Origin of the sequence: Enterobacter sp. FB, from assembly GCF_000805795.1 — a bacterium.
Lineage (GTDB): Bacteria > Pseudomonadota > Gammaproteobacteria > Enterobacterales > Enterobacteriaceae > Enterobacter > Enterobacter roggenkampii.
On sequence record NZ_JSZC01000016.1, the window covers coordinates 68,223 to 94,328 of the forward strand.

The window sequence follows — 26,106 nt, forward strand, 5'->3', positions numbered from 1 at the left end:
TGCGGGGGCGCATCACGTTGCACTGTTCTTTCCTCGGGTTATGTGGAGCAGTTATGCCTTATTTACTTGAAATGAAAAGCATCACCAAGCGCTTCGGCACGGTGAAAGCCGTCGACAACGTCAGTCTCCGGTTGAATCCCGGCGAAGTGGTTTCGCTGTGTGGCGAGAACGGTTCAGGCAAGTCAACGCTGATGAAAGTGCTGTGTGGGATCTACCCGCACGGCAGCTACGAAGGCGAAATCGTCTTTGCCGGCGAAGTGATCCAGGCAACTCACATTCGCGATACCGAACGCAAAGGTATCGCCATCATCCACCAGGAACTGGCGCTGGTGAAACATCTCACCGTGCTGGAGAACATTTTCCTCGGAGCCGAAATCTCCCGCCACGGCGTGCTGGATTACGACACCATGACGCTCCGTTGTGAAAAGCTGCTGGCGCAGGTGAGCCTCCACATTTCACCGGATACCCGCGTGGGCGACCTGGGCCTGGGGCAACAGCAGCTGGTTGAAATCGCTAAAGCGCTCAATAAGCAGGTCAGGCTGCTGATCCTCGATGAGCCAACGGCCTCACTCACCGAACAGGAAACCGCGGTTCTGCTCAATATCATCCGCGATCTGCAAAACCACGGCATCGCCTGTATCTACATTTCGCACAAGCTTAACGAGGTCAAAGCCATTTCGGACACCATCTGCGTGATCCGCGACGGTCAGCACATCGGCACGCGTGAAGCCGCGGGCATGAGCGAAGATGACATCATCACCATGATGGTGGGGCGCGAGCTGACGGCGCTCTACCCGAATGAGCCTCACACCAAAGGTGATGAAGTGCTGCGCGTGGAAAACCTGACCGCGTGGCACCCCGTTAACCGCCACATCAAGCGCGTCAATAACGTCTCGTTTTCTCTGCACAGCGGCGAAATTCTCGGTATTGCCGGGTTAGTCGGCGCCGGGCGCACGGAGGCCGTACAGTGTCTGTTTGGCGTATGGCCGGGGCGCTGGGAGGGCACGATTTATATCGACGGCCAGCCGGTGAAAATCGACAACTGCCAGCAGGCGATTGCCCACGGCATTGCTATGGTGCCGGAAGACCGCAAAAAAGACGGCATCGTGCCGGTCATGGCAGTGGGGAAAAACATTACGCTTGCGGCACTCGATCGCTTCTCCGGCGCGCTGAGCAGCCTTGACGATGCCGCGGAGCAGCAGTGCATCCTCCAGTCGCTTGCCCGTCTGAAGGTCAAAACCTCCTCACCGGAACTGGCCATTGGCCGCCTGAGCGGCGGCAACCAGCAGAAGGCGATTCTGGCGCGCTGCCTGCTGCTCAATCCACGCATATTAATCCTTGATGAGCCGACGCGCGGGATTGATATCGGCGCCAAATATGAAATCTACAAACTGATTAATCAGCTTGTACAGCAAGGGATTGCCGTCATTGTTATTTCGTCTGAGTTACCCGAAGTGCTCGGCCTGAGCGACCGTGTGCTGGTTATGCACGAGGGAAAACTGAAAGCCAACCTGATTAACCAGAACCTGACGCAGGAGCAGGTGATGGAAGCCGCTTTAAGGAGCGAACGTCATGTCGAAAAGCAATCCGTCTGATATCAAAGTCGCCGTTCCGACGCCCGGTGCGTTCGCAGGGCTAAAAGCGCTGAACCTGCAGGTGTTCGTGATGATCGCGGCCATTATCGTCATCATGCTCTTCTTTACCTGGATGACGGATGGCTCGTACCTGAGCGCGCGTAACGTCTCCAACCTGCTCCGCCAGACCGCTATCACCGGCATTCTGGCCGTGGGCATGGTGTTCGTGATTATCTCCGCGGAAATCGATCTGTCGGTCGGCTCGATGATGGGGCTCCTCGGCGGCGTGGCGGCCATTTTTGACGTCTGGCTCGGCTGGCCGCTGCCGCTGACCGTGGCGGTCACGCTGGTGCTGGGTCTGGTTCTGGGGGCCTGGAACGGCTGGTGGGTAGCCTACCGTAAAGTGCCGTCGTTCATTGTCACCCTGGCGGGGATGCTGGCCTTCCGCGGGATCTTAATCGGCATTACTAACGGCACCACCGTCTCCCCGACCAGCGCGGCCATGTCGCAGATTGGTCAAAGCTATCTCCCGGATGGCGTGGGCTTTACCATCGGCGTGGCGGGGCTGCTGGCGTTTGTCGCGTGGCAGTGGCGTGGACGCATGCGCCGTCAGGCGCTGGGGCTGGCGTCGCCAGCATCAACCTCGGTGATGGGACGTCAGGCGCTGACGGCGGTCATTGTGCTGGGTGCCATCTGGCTTCTGAATGACTATCGCGGTGTCCCGACTCCCGTCCTGCTGCTGGCGCTTTTGCTGCTGGGCGGCATGTTTATGGCCACGCGCACCGCGTTTGGCCGCCGTATTTATGCCATCGGCGGCAACCTTGAGGCTGCCCGTTTGTCGGGGATTAACGTCGAACGCACTAAACTCGCGGTCTTCGCCATTAACGGCCTGATGGTCGCCATCGCCGGGCTGATCCTCAGCTCGCGCCTGGGGGCCGGTTCTCCCTCCGCGGGCAACATCGCCGAGCTGGATGCTATCGCCGCCTGCGTCATCGGTGGCACCAGCCTCGCAGGGGGTATCGGCAGCGTCGCGGGCGCGGTGATGGGGGCATTTATCATGGCGTCGTTGGATAACGGGATGAGTATGATGGACGTCCCGACGTTTTGGCAGTATATCGTCAAGGGAGCCATTCTTTTACTGGCAGTCTGGATGGACTCGGCCACCAAGCGACGGGCCTGATAACGGTATTGTGACTTAATTGGGAAGTGAGCCATGTTTGAAAAGCGTCACCGCATTACGTTGTTATTCAATGCCAACAAAGCCTATGACCGTCAGGTGGTAGAAGGCGTGGGTGAATATTTGCAGGCGTCGCAATCCGAATGGGATATTTTTATTGAAGAAGATTTCCGCACCCGTCTGGAGAACATTAAAGACTGGCTGGGCGATGGCGTCATTGCCGACTATGACGACCCCGTCATTGAACAGCTGCTTATCGACGTCGACGTGCCGATCGTGGGCGTCGGCGGCTCCTACCACTCGCCCGAACACTATCCGCCAGTTCACTATATTGCCACCGATAACCATGCCCTGGTCGAAGCCGCGTTTCTCCATTTAAAAGAGAAAGGCGTCCATCGCTTCGCGTTTTATGGTTTACCCGCCACCAGCGGCAAGCGCTGGGCCGTTGAGCGTGAACACGCATTTTGCCAGCTGGTCGCGCAGGAGAAGTATCGCGGCGTGGTCTATCAGGGGCTGGAAACCGCCCCGGAAAACTGGCAGCACGCGCAGAACCGTCTGGCGGACTGGCTGCAAACGCTGCCGCCGCAAACCGGGATTATTGCCGTAACGGACGCCCGCGCCCGCCACGTGCTGCAGGTCTGCGAACACTTACACATTCCGGTGCCCGAAAAGCTGTGCGTGATTGGTATTGATAACGAAGAGCTTACCCGCTATCTGTCCCGCGTGGCGCTCTCTTCCGTGGCTCAGGGCACGCGTCAAATGGGCTATCAGGCGGCGAAGCTGCTGCACCGCCTGCTGGATAAAGAATCTCTGCCGCTTCAGCGCCTGCTGGTGCCTCCTGTTCGCGTCGTGGAACGCCGCTCGACCGATTATCGCTCCTTAAGCGACCCGGCCGTCATTCAGGCCATGCACTATATTCGCAACCACGCCTGCAAAGGGATTAAGGTCGATCAGGTGCTGGATTCGGTAGGCATTTCGCGTTCGAATCTGGAGAAGCGTTTTAAAGAAGAGGTGGGCGAAACCATTCATGCCGTCATCCATGCTGAAAAGCTGGAGAAAGCACGCAGCCTGCTCGTTTCCACGTCGCTGTCGATCAACGAAATCTCGCAGATGTGCGGTTACCCGTCGCTGCAATATTTCTACTCGGTGTTCCGCAAAGAGTATGACACCACGCCCAAAGAGTACCGGGATCGCCACAGCGAGGTGCTGATATAGAAAAGAAAACGCCTTCCAGTGGAAGGCGTTTTTTTGAGATTACATATGAGCGGCGATTAAGCGCTGGTTATCCTGGTACATGGCGAACAGATAGTTGTTATAGCTCTGTCCCTTCGTCGAATACCCTTTCAGCTTGTGGATCATCGTACTGGCCGTCACTTCCTGGTCCGCTTTACGCAGCTGAGCGCGTGATTTACGGAACGATGAGTAGGCCGGGTGCGTGTTCAGATTCACCACGTAGGCGTTCACGGAATCCTTCACGGATTCAAACTGCGAATAGCCTTTCACCTTGCCAGGCGCATTCGTACAACGACCTTTCACGCATTTCATGCCGAAAAGGTTGTTGTTGTTACGCGCAAGCTTAGACGTTCCCCAGCCGCTTTCGGCTGCAGCCATGGTCGCAACCATGCTGCCCGGGATGATATCCACACGCTCAAGGAGAGCATTCCACGGCACACGACGCGTGTTCCCGTTCCAGCTCAGCTTATAGCGCTTCGTGATATCTTTCAGACGCGCGCGCTCGGATGGCGACCAGCGGCTATCGTACTGTTTGGAAATCAGCCAGTTACGATCCGCAGTAATCGCGGCATTTTGACTCATGATGTAAGGCATTACCGTCCGGAGAAACGCTTTTTTCCTTGGTGTTCCGGAAGGGTATTTTCGCAAATCAGGAAGTGAACTACTCTTTGCACTATTGCGAGAATACTCTTGTTTACTGCTAACCTTACTACTTGTCGTCTTTATTACGTGGGCTTTCTTACTCGTTGTATCCGTGTGCGTCTTCGCAAGCACCCCACCCGAAAATGCCGTGGTGAGTAACATGAGTATCGCAGCCCCATATCGTCGAATGGGAGTCGATATCATTAGGTCTCCTGGTCGGATGTAATCATCCCAACACCTTATTTTTTCACAAATTTGAGAGCGGAATCTCAAATCATATCAAAAATAGACTTCAAGAGCACGTATAGAAATAGTCCAATTCCGAAACTATGTCACCTGAAACTTGCTCATAAAAACATCATTTCTGGAAAAATGTGTGCGTTATCGCAGATAACTGCCTAATTTTGCGCAAGATCACTCATCCTCACGCATCCTCCTGGCAGAAAGCGACAGGGGATGAGTTTTTCCCGCCCGCCTGCTGGCAAACTGGTCAAAAATGCCGCGACAGGAACCTGGAATGAAACGCACCGCAATAGCCTTTCTGATGTTACCCGCACTGGCACATGCCGACTGGTCATCGCCGGGGTTTGACGCATTTCGCGCCGAAGGCACCGGGATTTTCACCAGCCAGGCAAAGCTTGCGAAGGGTACGCGTCCTCTTACGCTCAGTTTTGACAAGACGTGCTGGCAGCCCACAGGCGCGATAAAACTCAATGAGATGCTGTCGCTCAAGCCCTGTGACGGCACACCGCCGCAGTGGCGCCTTTTCCGCGACGGTGAATACCAGATGCGAATCGATACACGCTCCGGCACGCCCACGCTGCTGCTGGCGGTTCAGAGCGCGACAGAACAGCCGGTGGCCAACGTTATCCGCCAGTGTCCGAAGTGGGACGGTAAGCCGCTGACGCTGGACGTCAGCCATACCTTCCCGGAAGGCTCCGTCGTGCGCGATTTCTACAGTAAACAGACGGTGACCGTACAAGGTGGAAAAATCACCCTGCAGCCAGCCGCCAACAGTAACGGCCTGCTGCTGCTTGAGCGCGCCGAAACCGACAGGCCGGCGCCGTTTAGCTGGCAAAACGCCACCGTCTATTTTGTACTGACTGACCGCTATGTGAATGGTGACCCGAGCAACGACAACAGCTACGGCCGCCACAAAGACGGCATGCAGGAGATTGGTACGTTCCACGGCGGGGATCTCAAGGGACTGACCAGCAAGCTCGATTACCTGCAGCAGCTGGGGGTGAATGCGCTCTGGATAAGCTCCCCGCTTGAGCAGATCCACGGCTGGGTAGGCGGCGGCACCAAAGGTGATTTCCCGCATTATGCCTACCACGGCTACTACACCCAGGACTGGACAACGCTCGACGCCAACATGGGCACCGGGGATGACCTGCGTCAGCTTGTTGATGAAGCGCATAAGCGCGGCATTCGCATCCTGTTTGATATCGTCATGAACCACACGGGCTACGCGACGCTTGCGGACATGCAGGCGTATCAGTTTGGCGCCCTATACCTGCAGGGTGATGAGCTGAAAAAGACGCTGGGAGACCACTGGACGGACTGGAAGCCTGGCGCAGGCCAGACCTGGCATAGCTTCAATGACTACATCAACTTCAGCGACAAAGCCGCATGGGAAAAATGGTGGGGTAAAAAGTGGATCCGCACCGACATCGGTGATTACGACAACCCCGGCTTCGACGATTTAACGATGTCGCTGGCGTTTCTGCCCGACCTGAAAACGGAATCCACCGCCCCTTCCGGGCTACCCAATTTCTACCAACACAAACCCAATACCCACGCGAAAGCTATTCCGGGCTATACCCCGCGCGATTACCTGACCCACTGGCTCAGCCAGTGGGTACGTGACTACGGCATCGACGGTTTCCGCGTGGATACCGCGAAGCACGTTGAGCTCGCGGCCTGGCAGCAGCTGAAAGACCAGGCAAGCCAGGCGCTGGCCGCCTGGAAAGGCGCTCACCCGGACAAAAAGCTCGACAACGCACCGTTCTGGATGACCGGCGAATCCTGGGGTCACGGAGTGATGCAGAGCGATTATTACCGCCACGGCTTCGACGCGATGATCAACTTTGATTATCAGGAGCAGGCGGCGAAAGCGGTAAATTGCCTGGCCGATATGGATCTCACCTGGCAGCAGATGGCGGAGAAGCTGCAAAGCTTCAATGTGCTGAGCTACCTCTCATCACACGATACGCGTCTGTTCCGCGAAGGGGGCCAGCGCGCGGCGGAGCTGCTCCTGCTGGCACCGGGCAGCGTGCAAATCTATTACGGGGATGAGTCCGAGCGTCCGTTCGGGCCGACAGGCTCCGACCCGCTGCAGGGCACCCGCTCGGATATGAACTGGCAGGACGTCACGGGCAAGCAGGCCTTAACCGTCGCCCACTGGCAAACGCTGGGTCAGTTCCGCGCCCGCCACCCGGCGATTGGTGAAGGCAAGCAAACCACGCTGTCGCTGAAAGAGGGGTATGGATTCGTACGTGAACATGATGGCGATAAGGTGATGGTCGTCTGGGCGGGGAATCAGTAGATCATACCCCTCACCCTAACCCTCTCCCCATGGGGAGAGGGGAGAAGCTCCAGAACTATTCACTACACAAATCCACTCCCGCCCTATAAAACCACAAATCCGACCACACCACCCGATTTGCACCAACACGGTGCTAGCGTTATGGTTACCCACTTTCAAAATAAGCTCGACAGATCACCTGCTATGACGTTTTCACTTTTCGGCGACAAATTTACCCGCCATTCAGGCATTACTCGCCTGATGGAGGACCTCAACGACGGGCTGCGCACACCGGGCGCAATCATGCTCGGCGGCGGAAACCCGGCTCAAATCCCGGAGATGAATACCTATTTCCAGACCCTGCTCGCTCAGATGCTGGAAAGCGGCAAAGCAACCGATGCGCTTTGCAACTACGACGGCCCGCAGGGGAAAACCGAGCTGCTGGCACTCCTCGCCGAAATGCTGCGTGACGAGCTGGGCTGGGATATCGAACCACAGAATATTGCACTGACAAACGGCAGCCAGAGCGCGTTTTTCTACTTGTTTAACCTGTTCGCAGGACGTCGCGCGGACGGCACCACCAAAAAAGTGCTGTTTCCGCTGGCGCCGGAGTATATCGGCTATGCTGATTCCGGCCTGGAAGAGGATCTGTTCGTCTCTGCGCGCCCGAACATCGAGCTGCTGCCGGAAGGCCAGTTCAAATATCACGTCGATTTTGAACACCTGCATATTGGCGAAGAGACGGGCATGATCTGCGTATCGCGCCCGACTAACCCAACGGGCAACGTGATCACCGATGACGAACTGATGAAGCTGGATGCGCTGGCCAATCAGCACGGTATTCCGCTGGTGATCGATAACGCCTACGGCGTGCCGTTCCCGGGCATCATCTTCAGCGAAGCACGTCCGCTGTGGAACCCGAACATTGTCCTGTGCATGAGCCTCTCTAAGCTGGGTCTGCCGGGCAGCCGCTGCGGCATCATCATCGCCAATGAGAAAATCATCACCGCCATCACCAATATGAACGGCATTATCAGCCTTTCACCGGGCGGCATTGGCCCGGCGATGATGTGCGAGATGATCAAACGCAAGGACCTGCTGCGTCTGTCGAATGACGTGATCAAGCCTTTCTACTACCAGCGCGTTCAGGAGACGATCGCGACACTTCGTCGCTACTTGCCGGAAGAACGCTGCCTGATCCACAAACCGGAAGGGGCCATTTTCCTGTGGCTGTGGTTTAAGGATTTACCTATCTCCACCGAACTGCTTTACCAGCGACTGAAAAAGCGCGGCGTACTGATGGTGCCGGGCGATTATTTCTTCCCGGGTCTGGATAAGCCATGGCCGCATACCCATCAGTGCATGCGCATGAACTACGTCCCCGACCCGGAAAAAATCGAAGCGGGTGTTAAAATTCTCGCCGAAGAGATCGAAAAAGCCTGGCAAGAAGGCAATTGTTAAAAAATAAGGCTCTTCAAATGAAGAGCCTTATTTTTCCGTGATCTGAATCTTATATTAAGGATATATCCTGTAGCGCTTCATTTATCATTCCCATTGAGTTTTCTTAGGAATATTCCTTTAATTTAGGCTCGCTAACTACCCTCTCAATAATTAAGTAAAAATTAAATATGCTAACTTATTGTTATTTTAAATAACCCTCTTCAACGCAGAAAATACCTTCCTGAGTCGCTTTCATGCATATTTAAAAATACTGCATATACTCACTAATACGCCGCTCGGCGTTCTTTTGCGTGGAGTATTCATATGCTACCTAATAATGTTAGTCGCATCAGCGCTATTGCTGTTGCGGTACTGCTCGCGTTCTCTCTTTCTGCCTGTAGTGGAAGCGGTGGCGGATCTCACTCAACGGCCAAAAATAACCCTGCGACGGGAAGCAGCAGCGGCTCAGATGATGGAAGTGGCACAACCGCGAGCAATGGCGGTTCGGGCAGCAACGGATCGGGCACCGGAACGGGTTCAGGTACCGGGACAGGCGCTGGCGGCGGAACGGGTTCTGGTTCAGGGTCGGGCTCAGGCTCAGGCTCAGGAGGCAGTGGAGGAACCACTACCGCAGGCGTAAATACGATACTGGGTGATGCCGGTAAAACCGTGACCAGCGTCGGATCCACTGTGGATAGCCTCGGAAGCCAGCTTCCGACAAATAATCCCGTCACGTCAACCGTCTCAACCACCGTCAGCGGTGTTGGCAGTGCCGTGTCCACCGTGGGGACAGGCGTCACGACTGGCGTTGGCGATCCAAACAACCCGAACGGTGTGGGTACCACGGTTAAAGGCGTGACCTCGTCGGTCACCTCCCTCGGCAATACCGTTTCAACGGTAGGCACGGGCCTGGCGAGTTCCACTTCCGGAACCCCGGTCAGCGGCGTAACCGGCCTGACGGGCAGCGTGGTAAACAGTACCGGGCAACTGGTCAGTAACACCGGCACGGGTCTCACCAACACGGTAAGCAGCCCTGCTGTCACTCAGGTAACAACCGATACCACGACCCTGGCTAACAAGACGCTGGGCGGAGTACAAGGCGTGACGCAAACCGTAGGCACCACAACGGGTCTCGGCACACCGGTTAACGGTCTGCTGACCCAGGTGGGTGGCACCGTCAGCGGCGTGGGGACCAACATTAGCAGCAGCAATAGCGGGCTTAGCGGTGTCGGTCAGGTCGTTCAAAATGTCGGCCAGACGGTCACGGATAGCGGTACGCTAGTGAAACCCACATCAACCACCGGAGGCAGCGGCACAGGATCTCTGACGGCCGATGCCAATGTGACAGCCACAAACAATAGCCTGAGCACAACGGTCAATACCACCCTCAATACGCTGACTGCGGGTGTAACGGCCAATGCAGGCACAACCCAAAACACATCTACGACAAACCCGATTAACGGGCTCAACACGTTAACCTCGAGCCTACTGACGCCAAAACAGTAATCCTTTTACTGCCTGTCTGCGCCCCTGGTTCAGGGGCGCTTTATTCAGCGACATTTACCCCAACCGGGGATGACGAACAGGGATAGCGCGATGAAACACCACTTCCTTTTTTCGCTGACGGGGCTGGTTGTGCTGAGCATGGCCCGCGCCGATACTCTGCCCTCTATTATTAACCCCGATAACCCGGCGCAAGTTTCTCGTAACGTTGCCCCCGAACAGACTGAGGCCGCGCCACAGCCGAACGTCAAAATAGAAAAACCGAAGTCAACGCTGACGCCTGAAACGCCTATTACCATTCATCACATTCAGTTTATTGGCGGCACGCGTTATCCCTTGAAGGAATTACTTCAGCCCTTCAGGCCTTACGCTGGAAAAACCGTGCCGCTAAAAACGCTTACGGGGCTGGTAAACGATATTACGGAACGCTATAAGGCCGACGGTTTTCCACTCTCCTATGCCTGGCTGCCCGATAATAATTTCCAGCAGGGCAATATTAAAATTGTTCTGGTTGAAGGCTATGTCGCTCATAGCGACATCACCAGTAATAACCCGCACATCGCCGAACGTCTTAAACGTTTGTCCGAAAAAATCATGGCGGAAAAACCGCTGTCTCAGGATACGTTCGATCGCTACAGCCAGCTGATGACGCGCACCCCGAACGTTCCGGTAACGGCTAACGCGCAGCTGCCAACCAATATCTATGGCGCGGCGGCGATGCAAATCACCGGCAACCAGGAGCGGAGCTGGAATATCGCGTCGACGATTGATACCCGTAAAGGGCAAGATTTAATGATGCTGAACGGCACGCTCAGCAACATGACAAGCTATGGCGATCAGCTTGGCGTGGCCACGCTTGTGCCGTTAGATAGCAACACGCGAAAAAACTATGTCGGGCTCAACTGGCAGCAGTTTTTAAACGATGAATGGCTGACGATGCAGCTCAAAGGCAGCTATTACCGTGAAGATCCGCGAGATTTTTCTCCCCTGCTCTCTTTGCCGAATAATATCAGTGTCGATTCGAAGCAAAAAACAACGCAATACAACGGCGGCGTGACGTTTGGTTATCCCCTGCTGCTGACGCAAAAATCACAAATTAATCTGACCAGCGGTTTTGATTACACCGACCGCCAGGATGATTATGCCCTGCAGGCCAGACTGCTGGGCAAAACCTATAGCCTGGACTCCGTCAACCAGCACGCGCGTTATCCCGCGCTGGAAGTGGGCATCAACGGTGCACATCAGTTCACAACCGCCAGCCTCAGCGGCCGACTCAACGTGCGTCAGGGTATTGATGCGATGGGAGCCGATATCGTCTCGGCCCCCAGGCCCGATATTAATTTTACGCTCACGAAAAGCTATCTGGACGCAGCCTGGCTGTTTGCCGACAAGTGGCGGCTATCAACGTCCTGGGAGGGGGACTGGTCAAATAACACGTTGCCAGAACCCGAACGCGTTAGCTTCGGTGCCCAGCGGTTTGGCCGTGGATACCAGGACAGTGAAGCAAGCGGTGATTACGGCTATGGCGGGCAGGTAGAACTGCGCTATATCCAGATGCGAAAAGAGAGCACATGGCTTGCCACAATCCAGCCCTACATCCTGGCTGATACCGCGCAAACCTGGTTTAACACCTCCGGCTTGCCTCATCAGCGGCTCGGGTCAGTGGCGGCCGGCGTGATGGTAGGCGATACCCGCCACTATAGCATCACGGTTGAGGCGGCAAGACCCGTCGGGGATGTTCCGACAGACAGTCGCAACAGAGACTGGCGCTACAGTCTGACGTTTACGTGGAATTTCAATAAAATGCAGTAAGCCTTTCAGCCCGAATACTGGCAGGATCAACGCAGCGCAGCGCGTGGGTTGGACAGGCCTCCACGCAGGCCGGTCCGCCTTCGCGCTGCACACATAAATCACATTTCAGCGCTTGTGCGCTGCTTCCCACCAGCCGTACCTGCATCGCCCCAAACGGACAGGCGACCATGCAGCTTTTACAGCCAATACAGCGCGTCTGCTCAACAAGCCAGGCGCCTTCCGTAAGGCTGATGGCATGGGTTGGGCAGACATTGGCACAGGGGGCGTCCTCGCACTGATGGCAACCCACCGCCGTAGTGTAGGCGTCCCCCTTCACCACCCGCAGGCGAGAGGTAAAAGCCTCTGCGGTGAATTCATCCTGATGCGCGACCGCACAGGCCACTTCACAGGTGCGGCACCCGATGCATTTTTCCGCATCCGCCATGATAAATCGGTTCATCTGTTACGCCTCGCGTACGTTAAAACCCAGCTCTTTTGAGATCGCATACGGAACGCGGCCGTGGATATCAAACACCAGCTCATCATACATGGCGCTCAGTTCAGTGATGGTGTTCCGCGTCAAAGGTTAGATCTGTTCCTGATGGCCACACGCCATAAAGATCTTGCCCATTGCTGAGCAGTAGAGAGGCATATGCTAGCCGATTCAGATCCCGGTTATGCAGCAGGAGCTGCTCGACAAGCATTATCTGCGTAAGCACGGGGCGAATGCCTACTACGGGCAGTGATCGGGCATTGAGATGGGCTTTAAGGAACAGCAGTGCAGGCAAGATCGTAGGCCGGGTAAGGCAACGCCGCCACCCGGCTGTAACGCATCAGAAACGCCAGGTCAGGCCGGTCATCAGCGCGAAGCTGTCGTCGCGGTCGATCATCGGGCTGTTCTTCACGTCGTCAGGCAACACGGTGTAGACCGCGCTGGCGTTAAGATACAGCTTCTGGGTTAACTGATATTTAGCCGCCAGGCCAACGTATGGCGTCCAGCTGTCGCCGGCGGTGTATTGATCCAGTCCGGAGCGGCGAGACTCGCTACCGGATACGCCGTAGTAGTAGTCGTTATAGCTTTCGTCGCTGTAGAACACACCTACGGAAGGCGTCAGGGTCAGGCGCTCCATTTTGATCGGACGGAAGTACGATACTTCGCCGATCACGCCGCCGCTTTCATCCGTGGCATCACCAGAGACCGCCACTTTCAGCGACCCCCAGCTTTCGTGGCGGTAGTACGCCCCACCGAGGAAGGCGGACGCTTTACGCTCATCCAGCTGCTTCATCTGATGATCGTCGTTATCGTCAGGGTCGAAATGCAGCGGCATCCACGTTGCGGTCAGGCTCAATTCATTTTTTGCATCTTTCCACAGGATCCATCCGCCCGTGGTCTGGCGAACGTAGAAACGATCGCCTTCGTAGCTAATCAACGGTACTGCGGTCGTATTTTCGTTATAGCCTTTGTAAGGAGACTCATTAAATACAGCCCCCGCACCAAGTGAAAATTCACCGGCCATGGCAGACGTTGATGCAAATAACGTGGCAGCGATCAGTAAATTGTATTTAATAGTCATTCCATGTAATCCATATATATGCCAAACAAGCGAGGCGCATAATAATGGTTACAAAATTGCCAATGCAACGCTGCGGTTTATATAATATTATATATAAAATCATATAGATGGGTGTGCATAATGAGTACATTACAGCTAAAACCACGCGAATTAAAAATTATCTCCGTCATTGCAGCCACCCACAGCATTGGTGATGCCGCCGCCCTGCTGGGTATGGCGCAGGCCAACGTCAGTAAATATCTGTCTGATTTTGAAACGCGGGTTGGGCTCAAGGTTTTTGAGCGCACCACGCGGCAGCTGGCCCTGACCCAGTTTGGTGAAGCGTTACTCCCCTACGCGAATGCCACGCTGGATAAGAACAGTCAGCTTGTTAATTTCATTGCTGATTATAAGCATGAAAAGCGCGGAAAAGTGACGATCTATGCCCCAACAGGTATCGTAACCTACCTCGCGCGACACGTGATCCATCAGATAGAAGACATCGGCGACATCCGCATCTCCCTGAAAACCTACAATCTGGACCGGAATGAATTTTCAGAAGGCGTTACCTTTCCGGATGACTGCGACATTTTAATTACCTATGCTCAGCCGAAAGACGAAAGCCTGGTGGCCAGCGTGTTGACACAATATTCCGTTACGGCCTTCGCAACCGTAGAATATTTAAATAAGCATCCCTTAACCGGACCTGAAGATTTAATTAATCACTCCTGTATTCTCATTGACTCCATGCTGGTCGATGAAGCCAACATCTGGCGTTTCCGCGTGCACGGCAGCGATGACGTGCATGACTACCGGGTGACCGGCAATTATATTTGCGACAATACGCAGACGGCCCTGGAGCTGGCAAGAAATAATCTTGGGATTGTTTTTGCGCCAAAAGAGAGCCTGAAAAAAGAATTAACGAAAGGCATGCTGGTCCCCTGCTTCCCGCATCAGGAGGAGTGGTGGCTCGATCTGACCGCCATCTTCCGCAAACGCGAATACCAGCCCTGGCGCGTGCAATACGTTCTGGATGGCGTACTGAACTGCCTGCGCCAGCAAATCGCTCAGGCCGCCCACGGACGGCCTGAGCTGGGCGACTAGAACAGCCCCAGTGGCTTATCGGAATAGCTGACCAGCAGACATTTGGTCTGCTGATAATGCTCCAGCATCATCTTGTGGGTTTCACGCCCGATGCCCGACTGCTTATAACCGCCAAATGCCGCGTGCGCCGGATAGGCGTGATAGCAGTTGGTCCAGACGCGCCCGGCCTGAATGCCGCGGCCCATTTTATAGGCCAGATTACCGTTGCGGCTCCAGACGCCTGCCCCCAGGCCATACGGCGTGTCGTTGGCAATCGCCAGCGCCTCCTCCATCGTTTTAAAGGTGGTCACGGCCAGCACCGGTCCGAAGATTTCCTCCTGGAAAACGCGCATGGTGTTCTGCCCGAACAGGATCGTCGGCTCAAGGTAATACCCGTCCTGCAGATCCCCTCCGAGCACCTTACGGCGTCCGCCGGTGAGAATATCCGCCCCCTCCTTCTTGCCGATGTCGATGTAGTTGAGGATCGTTTCCAGCTGTCCATGCGAGACCTGCGCCCCCATCTGGGTGACATTATCGAGCGGGTTACCGCTGCGGATAGACTCGACGCGGCGAATGGCCCGCTCCATAAAGCGCTCGTAGATGGATTCCTGCACCAGCGCGCGGCTTGGGCAGGTGCAGACTTCGCCCTGGTTAAACGCAAACAGCGCAAACCCTTCCAGGGCTTTATCGAAGAAGGCATCCTCTTCCTCCATCACGTCCGCGAAGAAGATGTTCGGGGATTTCCCGCCCAGTTCCAGAGTCACCGGGATAATGTTCTGCGTGGCGTACTGCATGATCTGCTGGCCCACCTCCGTCGACCCGGTAAACGCCACTTTGGCAATCCGTTTTGAGGTAGCCAGATATTCGCCTATCTCCCCGCCCGCGCCGTTCACTACGTTAATCACACCCGGCGGCAGGAGATCGCCAACGATTTCCATCAGCAGCAGGACCGAGAGCGGGGTCAGACGCGCCGGTTTGAGCACAATACAGTTTCCGGCCGCCAGCGCGGGCGCCATTTTCCAGCTCGCCATCAGCAGCGGGAAGTTCCACGGAATAATTTGCCCGACGACGCCCAGCGGTTCGTGGAAGTGATACGCCACGGTGTCGCTGTCAACTTCGCTGATCCCGCCCTCCTGCGCGCGAATACAGGAGGCAAAATAGCGGAAGTGGTCGATAGCCAGCGGCACGTCAGCCGCCATCGTTTCCCGGATCGGCTTGCCGTTATCCCAGGTTTCCGCCGTCGCCAGCAGCTCCAGATTTTGCTCCATCCGGTCGGCGATTTTGAACAGGATCGCCGCCCGGTCCTGCACGGAGGTGTGAGCCCATTTCTCTTTCGCTTTGTGCGCCGCATCCAGCGCCAGGTCGATATCACGCTTACCGGAGCTGGCAATCTCGCACAGCGGCTGGCCGGTAACCGGGGTCAGGTTGGAATAGTATTCGCCGTCGACGGGCGCGACCCAGTCGCCGCCAATAAAGTTGTCATAACGGGGCTTCAGCTTGAGGGGAAAACCATACTCGCCGGGCTGGATACGCGATGAGGGAGGATTGTTTGTCATGTCCGTCTCCTTGCTGTTGGTGTACAACAAGGGTAGTTCCGGGTGGCGATTTTCTCGCCAACCGGTAACGGTGTTTACGACGGAGGTCACGGAGTTTCAGGAAATAATAACGAATCGCGCAACAGATGATCGTTACCGCGGCGGCGGGTAAAGCCGATGCGGTTGAAATACTCCAGGATCTGAATCGCCAGCTTACGGCCCACGTTCAGCCGATCGCGGAAATCCGCTGCGCAGGTCGAGCCGCGCGCCTGATCCAGCTCGCGGATCAGGTTGGCAAACGCCACAATGCGATCGTTACGGTAGTAACGATCTTTCACGATCGCGACGATTAGCCCCTGCTGCGCCGCATGGCGCAACACCTGCCGCATCAGCTGCTCTTCGGTATTCGTTTCGCGGGCCAGATCCCGAACCCACCACGGCTCATCGCTAAACAGCGGGGCTACGTTTTGCCATATCGCCTCCTGATCTGCGGTGAACCCGGCCTTGTGATCCGGCAGGTGCAGCCAGCCGTGGTGGCTTTTAATCACCCCGCTTTCGCGCATGTTTTCGATCAGCAGCAGCACCAGCGCATCGTCTTCCATCGGCAGCGCCATGCGTCGCAGACGCTCACGGCCCGGGCCTGGCTCGTCCTGATGCTGTTCGTGGTAAGTCGCAAGCGTGTTCAGTAGCTTACGCTGCCATTGCGCAGCAACCGGGGCATTGAGCAGGCTGTCTCCGGCCTGTATAAAGCCCGGCTCCTGGGTCAGCTGGCGTAAGCCTTCCCCGCTCAGCTGGCGTGCCCATGCAAAATCACGCAGACTCACCGCCCCGCGATCGAGGTGCACCCGCAGCGCGGCGTTATCCTCTTTGGCCTGCGCCAGCGCGGCCAGCCACTGCAGATATTCCGGCTTACGCTTGCCGCGTCGAGGTGGGTTAAGCGCCACCACGCGCGCCCCCGCCAGCGTTTCCCTTGCAGAAATGTCACGCAGTACCAGACGATCGTTGTCTGCCAGCCAGAGCGGCGAATCGAATACCAGCTCGGCAAGGTCGTTTTCCAGCAGCGACACGCGCCCGGTGATATGGCTGGCCGCGTGGTGAATATGCAGCGGCTGCCATTGGGTCAACGGTATGTGTGTCTGCAGGGAGACAATCACGCGTTCAGACGGTTCCGGCGGAGCATCCGCCAGCAGCCAGTCTCCGCGGTTCAGCTGCTCTTTTTCCGCATCCCCGGCAATGTTCAGCGCGATACGTTGTCCGGCGTGGGCACGGTCAGCGGGCTGGTTTTGTGCGTGCAGTCCGCGCACGCGCATCGGTTTATTCACGCCCGTCAGCCAGAGGGTATCTCCCACGCTGACTTCACCGCTCAGCGCGGTGCCGGTTACGACCAGCCCCGCACCTTTTACCGTAAAGGCCCGGTCGATCGCCAGACGAAAGCGGTGATGGCTGGCGTGAGCGCGTGATGAAAGGTGCTGTAAATGGTGGCGAAGTTCGTCGATACCACGCCCTTCTGTTGCCACGGTGACAAAAAGCGATGCGTCGGCAAAGCCATACTCCCGTAAGGTCGCCTGGACCGTTTCGCGCACCTCGCTGACGCGCGCGTCATCCACGCGATCGGCTTTGGTCAGCGCCACGGTCAGCTGCGGGTTGCCGGTTAGCTGCAGGATCGCCAGGTGCTCGCGGGTTTGCGCCATCACGCCGTCATCGCAGGCCACCACCAGCAGGGCATGATCGATGCCGCCCACGCCCGCCAGCATGTTAGACAGAAACTTTTCATGCCCCGGCACATCAATAAAGCCCAGCACGCGGCCATCAGGCTGGGGCCAGTAGGCATAGCCCAGATCGATGGTCATGCCGCGCTTTTTCTCTTCCGGCAGGCGATCGGCGTTTACGCCGGTAATCGCCTGCAGTAACGTGGTTTTTCCGTGGTCAACGTGACCGGCGGTGGCAATAATCATTTCAACAACATCTCCAGAAATCGCTCTTCATCTTCAAGGCAGCGCAGATCCAGCCACATTCGGCCGTCGTAAATCCGCCCGATAACCGGCGTCGGCAGGCCACGCCAGCGTGACGACAGGGCGTCAAGATGGCTACCGCGCCCGTCACGCGGCGTGAACGTCAGCGCCTCACTCGGCAGCCTGTCCACCGGCAGCGAACCGCTGCCAATCTGCGACTGGCAGGGCTCAATGCGAACGTCAAAATCGGGGTAGTGAGGAGCGACGCGCGGCAGCAGTAACTCGGCCTGGGCGCGAATCGAGGCGGCATCCCGGCTTAACAGGCGCAGCGTGGGCAGGCGCTCAGCCAGTTTTTCCGGATGGAGATAGAGCCGCAGCGTCGCCTCCAGCGCGGCAAGCGTCATTTTATCGGCGCGCAGGGCGCGCTTGAGCGGATGCTGCTGCAGCTGCGCAATCAGCTCGCGCTTGCCGACGATAATCCCGGCCTGCGGCCCGCCCAGCAGTTTGTCGCCGGAAAAGCTGACCAGGCTCACGCCCGCCGCAATCATCTCTTGCGGCATCGGCTCTTTTGGCAGCCCGTACAGGCTCAGATCCACCAGCGAACCGCTGCCGAGATCGGCAATCACCGGTATATTCAGTTCGCGCCCAATCGCCGCCAGCTCCGCCTCTTCAACCGTTTTGGTGAAGCCTTCAATATGGTAATTGCTGGTGTGAACCTTCATCAGCAGGGCGGTATTTTCATTCGCCGCCGCGCGATAGTCTTTCGCATGGGTACGGTTAGTGGTACCCACCTCATGCAGCGTACAGCCCGCCTGGCGCATCACGTCAGGAATACGAAACGCCCCGCCAATCTCCACCAGCTCGCCGCGGGACACCACCACCTCTTTGCCGCTGGCGGTGGCCGCCAACATCAGCAGCACCGCTGCGGCGTTATTATTCACAATGCAGGCATCTTCCGCGCCGGTCAGCTGGCACAGCAGCTCCGCCAGCGCGCGGTCGCGGTGCCCGCGTCCGGCGCCGTCCAGATCGTACTCCAGCGTTACGGGCGCTTGCATGGCCTGCACGACTGCGGCAACGGCCTCTTCCGCCTGCTGCGCGCGCCCCAGGTTGGTATGCAGCACGGTTCCGGTCAGGTTTATCACCGGGCGTAATGCGCTTTGCGCCTTCTCATCCAGCCGCTGTTCAACTTCCTGCTCCCACGCGCTACACCAGGCGGGCAAGGCGTTTTCTGCCTGAATCGCGCATCGGGCTTCGTCCTGAAGCAGGCGTAACATTTCCACCGTCGCGGTATGGCCGAAACGCTCAGCAACAGCATGAATGCGGGGTTCGCGAAGAAGACGGTCGGTAGCGGGGATCTGGCTGTACAGCGAATGATGAGTAGTCATGAAGGCGCCTGGCGAGTAAATATCTTCCCCCCTCCCGACGGGAGAGGGAGTTAACATGTGGGGGGATTGTACCGCCTCCGACGGCGAAGTGTTATAACCCGCGTCAAGCCTTTGGTGGTTCGGTACGGGCAAAGCTCTCGCGGCTAAACAGCGTGTCTGCAAGCTTCACCAGCAGCGGACGGTCGACGCACCAGCCCGGGGAGACGTGGCGGAAGTTGAGATAACCAATCGCGCAGGCGATGGCGATGGTCCCCAGGTTCAGGCTGTCGGTGTCGATCTTTCCCTCCCGGATAAGCTGTTCACACCTGTCCAGGCTGCGGCTGATTTTTTCCCGCTGGCGTAACAGTTCCGTTTCCGACTGCTGGGCAGCGGGCCTTGCCTGTTCCCGTACGGAGGTTAACGCCGCATCCATAATACCGTCGGCCAGGGCTTCGACCTGCTTCACCGCCAGCGCCGCTTTTGGGTCAGCAGGCAGCATAGCCGGGGCAACGCCCAGCAGCTCAATGTACTCGGCAATTATTGGGGAATCGAACCAGTACTCGCCCTCGTCCGTAACCAGCGCCGGGACTTTTCCCAGCGGGTTGTACTGCGCAACGCCGTTTTCCGCGTTGTAAGGCTGTTCATTCACGAATTCAAATTCAATCCCCTTCTCCAGCAGGAGAATCGAGATTTTTCGCACGAAGGGACTGGTGTAGCTGCCGATGAGTTTCATTGCCTGATCCTTAATGCCGGAAAAAAGTCAGTATGGATCAAGCGATGAAAAAAGGGCAGGTCTGCATGTCGCATTCCTGCCCTGGAAGGATTAGTGATCGAGGTAGAGGTAGTGCATCCAGCTGGTCATACGCAGCAGTACTTTACGCATGACCGAGACGTGGGCGAAGTGGTCCGAATAGACCGCCACCTGGGCATAGATACCGTCCGGCAGGGCATCGACTTCAGCGTCAGGGCTCAGCTCGATGATGGCCTGCACGCCATCCGTGCCCGGCGTGACCGTCAGAGACTGGAGCGCACCCTGCGCCTGATAGGTTCCCCCCGGCACCACCGGCAGAATTGCGGTGAGCTTCCCGGAGAATACCTGGCCCGGCAGGGCGTTAAACACCACTTCCGCTTCATCGCCCGGTTTCAGACGCAGCAGCGAGTTCTGGCGGAACTGGGCCACAATCTGACGCTTCTGCTCAGGAATGAAGACCATCACCGGACGCAGAGGCAGCGCGGCGGCATAGGTCCCCGGACGGATCAGCACCTGGGTGATGTAACCATCGCTCGGCGCACGCACTACGGTCTGGTCCAGGTTATATTTGGCTTCGGCAAGCTGGGCACGTAACGAAGCAATCTGTGACTGCTCGCCGTTCACCATGCTGTCTAACTGGCTTTGAATCTGCACCTGCTCAGCCACGGAGCCTTTCACCATGGCATCCTGTGCCAGATAGTTTTGCCGCGCGTTGTCGATATCGCTTTCAGAGAAAGGATTCACCTTCGCCTGACTGCCTTTCAGGTAGCGCTGATAATCTTTATAGAGGCGATCGCGCTCAGCGGAGACGCGTGTGGTATTGGCAACCGCTTCCGACAGCTGCGCTTTCAGGTTATCGATATTGTGCGTCGCGGTCACCAGGTCGGCCTGGAGTCTGTCGACGCGCGCCTGGTAGCGGCCAGGATCCAGTTTAAATAACACTTCGCCTTTTTTAATAAGCTGGTTATTTTTATCCGTGACTTCACTGACCACACCGGTCACCTGCGGCGTGATTGGAATAGAAATAACCGCTTTTTGCGCCGTAAAGGTATACGGATGGTTATAGTTCATTAACAGAATAAGTCCGGCAACAATAAATACGCCGCCTAATGTTGCGGTGGCAAGCGTCCACTGGTTGACCGGAATACGGAATATTTTAAAAATGGCCCAGGCAAATGCCACGTAGGTCAAAATAATCAACAGATCCATGATTAGCGCTCCAGCGTGTTCTTATCAGCAGTGGGCTGTACTGCAGCCAGCTTTTGTTCGAGTTCCGCCACGCGTTTGGCCAGCGCATCCATGCCCGGAACTTCATCAGGCTTTGTGATGTGGTTTTGCATGCCCCAGCCGCGATCTTCGCGGTACAGCGTGGCCCAAATCCACAGGAATGGCCAGATGGCATGGAGTGTAAACAGGCTAATCCAGCCTGCCGTATGAATGGCATCGGCATGCGGATGGTTACGCTTTTTGGCCATATTATAAGGAATATCATGGATGGCGATGATTCCGTAAAAGAGAACCAGAAATACAAAAATCAATACGCCCAGCGCAAAATAGTTGAGAAACATATTCTCCTCACTTAAACAACGTCAACTCATTAAATTAATAAAACGGTACGCAACCTAATTAATTTTTTTATAAACACGGGGATGTGCTTACTATTTCCGAGCCGGGGAGTATGAGTTTTTATAATATCTCCATGCAAGTTTATAAGCGTGTCAAAATATATCCTGAATAATAATAGACTTAACCTTACAATATGAGCGTAATCCACCTTTTAACTTTTCGCCATACCACACATCAAAAGTGGTTTTTTAGCTTATCGTGTCGTGCCATATCATCCTGGCGCTGAAACGCGAAGCAGAGTTTGCCGCCGATCACAGCCGGAGAAATCTGCATAAAAATATTTTGTGAAATCAGTCACAATCCAGAAACAAACACGTCATGACAAAACGTGACGGTAATCACACAAAGGGGTGGATTTTGCTTTTTTTCTCGCCATCGTATTTTTTTTGCCCACTTATTTTGTGATTGAGATCACTTCATTGACATCCCTACCCCCTGCCTTTACGTGACACGCATCACATAAATTTTCCCTGTCTGGACAGTTGAACGATTCAGTGCCAGATTTCACAGCATCAGAACAGGGCCCGGCTACCTCTGCCGCCTCATTAACAATAAACCTCGGGCCATAAGCCTAAGCGTAAACAGAAGAAGGGGTGTTTTATGTCATCCGATTTCAAGATCAAAGTTCAAAGCTTTGGTCGTTTCCTCAGCAACATGGTGATGCCAAATATCGGCGCGTTTATCGCGTGGGGTATCATCACTGCATTGTTCATTCCGACAGGGTGGTTGCCTAACGAAACGCTGGCGAAACTTGTTGGCCCAATGATTACCTATCTCCTGCCGCTGCTCATCGGTTTCACCGGGGTCGTCTGGTGGGCGGTGACCGTGGTGGCGTCGTGGGTGCCATCACAACCATGGGTGTTATCGTCGGTGCGGATATGCCGATGTTCCTCGGTGCGATGATTGCCGGTCCTCTGGGCGGTTGGGCGATTAAGAAATTCGACGTCTGGGTTGATGGTAAGATCAAATCCGGCTTCGAAATGCTGGTGAACAACTTCTCTGCGGGCATCATCGGGATGATCCTCGCCATTCTGGCGTTCCTCGGCATTGGCCCTGCGGTTGAAGTGCTGTCTAAAGTTCTGGCGGCAGGCGTAAACTTCATGGTGGCGCATGAGATGCTGCCGCTGGCGTCGATCTTCGTTGAACCGGCGAAAATTCTGTTCCTTAACAACGCCATCAACCACGGTATCTTCTCGCCTCTGGGCATTCAGCAGTCACACGATCTCGGCAAGTCCATCTTCTTCCTGATTGAAGCCAACCCGGGCCCGGGTATGGGCGTACTGCTGGCGTACATCTTCTTTGGCCGTGGCAGCGCAAAACAGTCTGCTGGCGGTGCGGCGATCATCCACTTCCTGGGCGGTATCCATGAAATTTACTTCCCATACGTGCTGATGAACCCACGTCTGATCCTGGCCGTTATCCTCGGCGGTATGACCGGCGTGTTCACGCTGAGCGTGCTGGGCGGCGGTCTGGTTTCTCCGGCCTCTCCGGGTTCTATCCTGGCGGTACTGGCGATGACGCCAAAAGGCGCTTATTTCGCGAACCTCGCAGCTATCTTTGCGGCAATGGCCGTCTCCTTCGTGGTCTCTTCTATCCTGCTGAAAACCAGCAAGGTGAAAGAAGATGATGACATCGAAGCCGCAACCCGTCGTATGCACGACATGAAAGCCGAATCCAAAGGCGCAACGCCACTGGCAGCAGGTGATGTCTCTAACGACCTGAGCCACGTGCGTAAAATCATCGTTGCCTGTGATGCCGGTATGGGTTCCAGCGCAATGGGTGCAGGCGTGCTGCGTAAGAAAGTGCAGGATGCGGGCCTGACCAACATCTCCGTGACCAACAGCGCCATTAACAGCCTGCCGCCGGATGTTGACCTGGTGATCACGCACCGCGATCTGACCGAACGCGCCATGCGTCAGGTACCACAGGCACAGCACATTTCGCTGACCAACTTCCTCGACAGCGGCCTGTACACCAGCCTGACCGAACGTCTGGTTGCCGCGCAGCGTCACGAAGACAACGAAGTGAAAGTGCGCTCCAGCCTGCAGGACAGCTTCGACGAGAGCAATGCCCACCTGTTTAAGCTGGGTGCGGAAAACATCTTCCTCGGCCGTACCGCGGCCACCAAAGAAGACGCGATTCGCTTTGCCGGTGAGCAGCTGGTGAAAGGCGGCTACGTTCAGCCTGAATATGTCGACGCGATGCTGGAACGCGAAAAACTGACGCCAACCTATCTGGGCGAATCCATCGCGGTGCCGCACGGTACGGTTGAAGCGAAAGATCGCGTCCTGAAAACCGGCGTCGTATTCTGTCAGTACCCGCAGGGCGTTCGCTTCGGTGAAGAAGAAGATGACATCGCCCGTCTGGTCATTGGTATCGCCGCTCGCAACAACGAGCACATTCAGGTGATTACCAGCCTGACCAACGCGCTGGATGATGAAACGGTTATTGAGCGTCTGGCGAACACCACCAGCGTTGAAGAAGTTCTGGCTCTGCTTAACAAATAACGGTACTCCTCCCTCTCCCCCCGGGGAGAGGGCTAGGGTGAGGGGAAAACGTTCCTCACCCCAGCCCTCTCGGGTAAAAACATTGATGAAGGTTAACACTATGAAAGCATTACATTTTGGCGCAGGTAATATCGGTCGTGGTTTTATCGGTAAACTGCTGGCAGACGCGGGCATTACCCTGACATTCGCCGATGTGAATCAGGTCGTCCTGGATGCCCTGAATGCCCGTCATAGCTATCAGGTCCATGTGGTGGGCGAAAACGAGCAGGTTGAGACAGTATCTGGCGTCAACGCGGTCAGCAGCATCGGCGACGACGTTATTGACCTTATCGCCAGCGTCGATCTGGTCACCACCGCCGTGGGCCCGGTTGTGCTTGAGCGCATCGCCCCTGCGGTCGCGAAAGGCCTGGCAAAACGTAAAGCGCAGGGTATCGACACCCCGCTGAACATCATCGCCTGTGAAAACATGGTGCGCGGCACCACGCAGCTGAAAGGCCACGTTCTCAACGCTGTGGCAGATGAAGATAAAGCCTGGGTGGAAGCGCACGTCGGTTTTGTGGATTCCGCCGTTGACCGTATCGTTCCGCCTTCCGAATCCGCGACCAACGATCCGCTGGAAGTGACCGTTGAAACCTTCAGCGAGTGGATCGTCGATAAAACCCAGTTTAAAGGCGCGCTGCCGACCATTCCGGGAATGGAATTGACCGATAACCTGATGGCATTTGTCGAACGCAAACTCTTCACGCTGAACACCGGGCATGCTATAACCGCGTACCTCGGAAAATTGGCCGGTCATCAGACCATTCGTGACGCGATCCTCGATGAGAAGATCCGCGCGGTGGTAAAAGGGGCAATGGAAGAGAGCGGCGCGGTGCTGATCAAACGCTACGGTTTTGATGCTGAGAAACACGCAGCATACATCCAGAAAATCCTCGGTCGCTTTGAAAACCCGTATCTGAAAGATGACGTTGAGCGCGTGGGCCGTCAGCCGCTGCGTAAGCTGAGCGCGGGCGACCGCCTGATTAAGCCGCTGCTGGGCACGCTGGAATACGGTCTGCCGCACGCCAACCTGGTGAAAGGAATTGCCGCCGCGATGCACTACCGCAGCGAGCAGGACCCGCAGGCGCAGGAACTGGCTCAGCTGATTGATAACAAAGGCGCGCAGGCTGCGCTGGCGCAGATTTCCGGTCTGGACGCCAACAGCGACGTGGTTGTTGAGGCGGTTAACGCATACAACGCAACCAAATGATGCAGAATGCGGCGCAGGTAATCCTGCGCCCTGATTACAGATTGTCAGATATGCAGGCAATAATGGAACAAACCCAGGCCTTTGAAAATCGTGTGCTTGAGCGTCTGAATGCTGGCAAAACCGTACGAAGTTTCCTGATTGCCGCCGTCGAGCTGTTAACCGAGGCGGTGAATATCCTGGTGCTTCAGGTGTTTCGCAAAGACGACTACGCGGTAAAATATGCTGTAGAACCGTTACTGGACGGAGACGGACCGCTGGGCGATTTATCCGTGCGTCTGAAGCTGATTTATGGTCTTGGCGTGCTGAACCGACAAGAGTATGAAGATGCGGAGCTGTTAATGGCGCTGCGCGAAGAGCTCAACCATGACGGTAACGAATACACCTTTACCGACGATGAGATCCTGGGGCCGTTCGGCGAGCTGCACTGCGTCACCGCGCTCCCTCCGGTACCGCAGTTTGATAACAGCGACCCGGAGCTCTACGCGATGCAAAAGCTGCGTTATCAACAGGTTGTCCGTTCCACGATGGTCCTTTCCCTGACTGAGCTGATTTCCCGAATCAGCTTAAAAAAAGCGTTTCAGAAGTAAGCCTGCTCACAT

20 protein-coding genes and 3 pseudogenes are annotated in these 26,106 nt (G+C 56.1%); 13 read left to right on the forward strand and 10 right to left on the reverse strand.

All coding sequences use genetic code 11. The features are described from left to right. Positions 1-53: 53 nt before the first annotated feature. The 3 genes from PI91_RS21100 to xylR are packed head-to-tail and all read left to right on the forward strand — an operon-like array spanning position 54 to position 3,966. Entirely contained in the window at positions 54-1,595 is a 1,542-nt protein-coding gene (locus PI91_RS21100; RefSeq protein ID WP_008502745.1) for a xylose ABC transporter ATP-binding protein, read from the forward strand. Further along, positions 1,573-2,754: a xylose ABC transporter permease XylH gene (gene xylH / locus PI91_RS21105; RefSeq protein WP_039267033.1), complete on the forward strand. Its 1,182-nt coding sequence runs from the start codon at positions 1,573-1,575 to the stop codon at positions 2,752-2,754. Before PI91_RS21100 ends, xylH begins: the two co-directional genes overlap by 23 nt. A gap of 33 nt (positions 2,755-2,787) precedes the next feature. Next, on the forward strand, positions 2,788-3,966 hold the full coding sequence (xylR, locus tag PI91_RS21110) for a D-xylose utilization transcriptional activator XylR (RefSeq protein WP_008502743.1): 1,179 nt from the start codon (positions 2,788-2,790) through the stop codon (positions 3,964-3,966). 39 nt (positions 3,967-4,005) lie between these two features. On the opposite strand, the gene PI91_RS21115 is transcribed toward xylR, so the two are convergent. Continuing rightward, positions 4,006-4,830: a protein bax gene (locus tag PI91_RS21115; RefSeq protein WP_039267036.1), complete on the reverse strand. Its 825-nt coding sequence runs from the start codon at positions 4,828-4,830 to the stop codon at positions 4,006-4,008. A gap of 313 nt (positions 4,831-5,143) precedes the next feature. Between PI91_RS21115 and PI91_RS21120 the strand changes: the two genes are divergently transcribed. The 5 genes from PI91_RS21120 to PI91_RS21135 all read left to right on the forward strand — a co-directional run bounded on the left by PI91_RS21120 (position 5,144) and on the right by PI91_RS21135 (position 11,908). Further along, a complete protein-coding gene (locus PI91_RS21120; RefSeq protein ID WP_039267037.1) occupies positions 5,144-7,174 on the forward strand; it encodes an alpha-amylase in 2,031 nt (676 codons plus the stop codon). Positions 7,175-7,357: 183 nt separating this feature from the next. After that, positions 7,358-8,614 (forward strand): valine--pyruvate transaminase, encoded by a 1,257-nt coding sequence (gene avtA, locus PI91_RS21125; protein ID WP_023294831.1) that lies wholly within the window; start codon positions 7,358-7,360, stop codon positions 8,612-8,614. Positions 8,615-8,930: 316 nt separating this feature from the next. Next, positions 8,931-9,233, forward strand: a complete 303-nt coding sequence (locus PI91_RS25390; protein ID WP_052232746.1) for a hypothetical protein — start codon at positions 8,931-8,933, stop codon at positions 9,231-9,233. Positions 9,234-9,262: 29 nt separating this feature from the next. Next, on the forward strand, positions 9,263-10,099 hold the full coding sequence (locus PI91_RS21130; RefSeq protein ID WP_229046525.1) for a collagen-like triple helix repeat-containing protein: 837 nt from the start codon (positions 9,263-9,265) through the stop codon (positions 10,097-10,099). 90 nt (positions 10,100-10,189) lie between these two features. Then, positions 10,190-11,908: a ShlB/FhaC/HecB family hemolysin secretion/activation protein gene (locus PI91_RS21135; protein WP_039267038.1), complete on the forward strand. Its 1,719-nt coding sequence runs from the start codon at positions 10,190-10,192 to the stop codon at positions 11,906-11,908. Here PI91_RS21135 and PI91_RS21140 read toward each other — a convergent pair. Together PI91_RS21140 and PI91_RS25880 are read right to left on the reverse strand one after the other, a co-directional pair. After that, positions 11,892-12,347 (reverse strand): 4Fe-4S dicluster domain-containing protein, encoded by a 456-nt coding sequence (locus tag PI91_RS21140; RefSeq protein WP_039267040.1) that lies wholly within the window; start codon positions 12,345-12,347, stop codon positions 11,892-11,894. The genes PI91_RS21135 and PI91_RS21140 overlap by 17 nt on opposite strands. A gap of 3 nt (positions 12,348-12,350) precedes the next feature. Further along, a pseudogene (locus PI91_RS25880) lies at positions 12,351-12,542 on the reverse strand (IclR family transcriptional regulator C-terminal domain-containing protein); the annotation flags it as partial. Positions 12,543-12,552: 10 nt separating this feature from the next. Between PI91_RS25880 and araD the strand changes: the two are divergent. Next, positions 12,553-12,633 (forward strand): annotated as a pseudogene (gene araD, locus PI91_RS25395) (L-ribulose-5-phosphate 4-epimerase); the annotation flags it as partial. Between the two features lie 87 nt (positions 12,634-12,720). Here araD and PI91_RS21145 read toward each other — a convergent pair. Beyond that, complete coding sequence (locus tag PI91_RS21145) at positions 12,721-13,461, reverse strand: MipA/OmpV family protein (protein WP_021242443.1); 741 nt, start codon at positions 13,459-13,461, stop codon at positions 12,721-12,723. 120 nt (positions 13,462-13,581) lie between these two features. On the opposite strand from PI91_RS21145, the gene PI91_RS21150 reads away from it, so the two are divergent. Then, a complete protein-coding gene (locus PI91_RS21150) occupies positions 13,582-14,544 on the forward strand; it encodes a LysR family transcriptional regulator (RefSeq protein ID WP_039267041.1) in 963 nt (320 codons plus the stop codon). On the opposite strand, the gene aldB is transcribed toward PI91_RS21150, so the two are convergent. The 6 genes from aldB to PI91_RS21180 all read right to left on the reverse strand — a co-directional run bounded on the left by aldB (position 14,541) and on the right by PI91_RS21180 (position 21,693). Then, a complete protein-coding gene (gene aldB, locus PI91_RS21155) occupies positions 14,541-16,079 on the reverse strand; it encodes an aldehyde dehydrogenase AldB (protein WP_023617402.1) in 1,539 nt (512 codons plus the stop codon). The two genes, PI91_RS21150 and aldB, sit on opposite strands and share 4 nt — an antisense overlap. A gap of 86 nt (positions 16,080-16,165) precedes the next feature. Next, on the reverse strand, positions 16,166-18,013 hold the full coding sequence (gene selB / locus PI91_RS21160; RefSeq protein ID WP_039267043.1) for a selenocysteine-specific translation elongation factor: 1,848 nt from the start codon (positions 18,011-18,013) through the stop codon (positions 16,166-16,168). After that, positions 18,010-19,395 (reverse strand): L-seryl-tRNA(Sec) selenium transferase, encoded by a 1,386-nt coding sequence (gene selA, locus PI91_RS21165; protein ID WP_039267044.1) that lies wholly within the window; start codon positions 19,393-19,395, stop codon positions 18,010-18,012. The genes selB and selA overlap by 4 nt, the downstream gene beginning before the upstream one ends. A gap of 103 nt (positions 19,396-19,498) precedes the next feature. Beyond that, positions 19,499-20,107, reverse strand: a complete 609-nt coding sequence (locus PI91_RS21170) for a glutathione S-transferase (RefSeq protein ID WP_008502731.1) — start codon at positions 20,105-20,107, stop codon at positions 19,499-19,501. 90 nt (positions 20,108-20,197) lie between these two features. Next, complete coding sequence (locus tag PI91_RS21175) at positions 20,198-21,334, reverse strand: HlyD family secretion protein (protein WP_021242439.1); 1,137 nt, start codon at positions 21,332-21,334, stop codon at positions 20,198-20,200. A 2-nt stretch (positions 21,335-21,336) separates the two neighbouring features. After that, a complete protein-coding gene (locus tag PI91_RS21180; RefSeq protein WP_008502729.1) occupies positions 21,337-21,693 on the reverse strand; it encodes a DUF3302 domain-containing protein in 357 nt (118 codons plus the stop codon). Between the two features lie 658 nt (positions 21,694-22,351). Between PI91_RS21180 and PI91_RS21185 the strand changes: the two are divergent. From PI91_RS21185 to mtlR, 3 genes and pseudogenes are all read left to right on the forward strand, one after another. Further along, positions 22,352-24,258, forward strand: a pseudogene (locus PI91_RS21185) (PTS mannitol transporter subunit IICBA). A 100-nt stretch (positions 24,259-24,358) separates the two neighbouring features. Further along, a complete protein-coding gene (gene mtlD / locus PI91_RS21190) occupies positions 24,359-25,507 on the forward strand; it encodes a mannitol-1-phosphate 5-dehydrogenase (RefSeq protein ID WP_039267045.1) in 1,149 nt (382 codons plus the stop codon). Next, entirely contained in the window at positions 25,504-26,094 is a 591-nt protein-coding gene (mtlR, locus tag PI91_RS21195; protein WP_039267046.1) for a mannitol operon repressor MtlR, read from the forward strand. The genes mtlD and mtlR overlap by 4 nt, the downstream gene beginning before the upstream one ends. Positions 26,095-26,106: the final 12 nt, after the last annotated feature.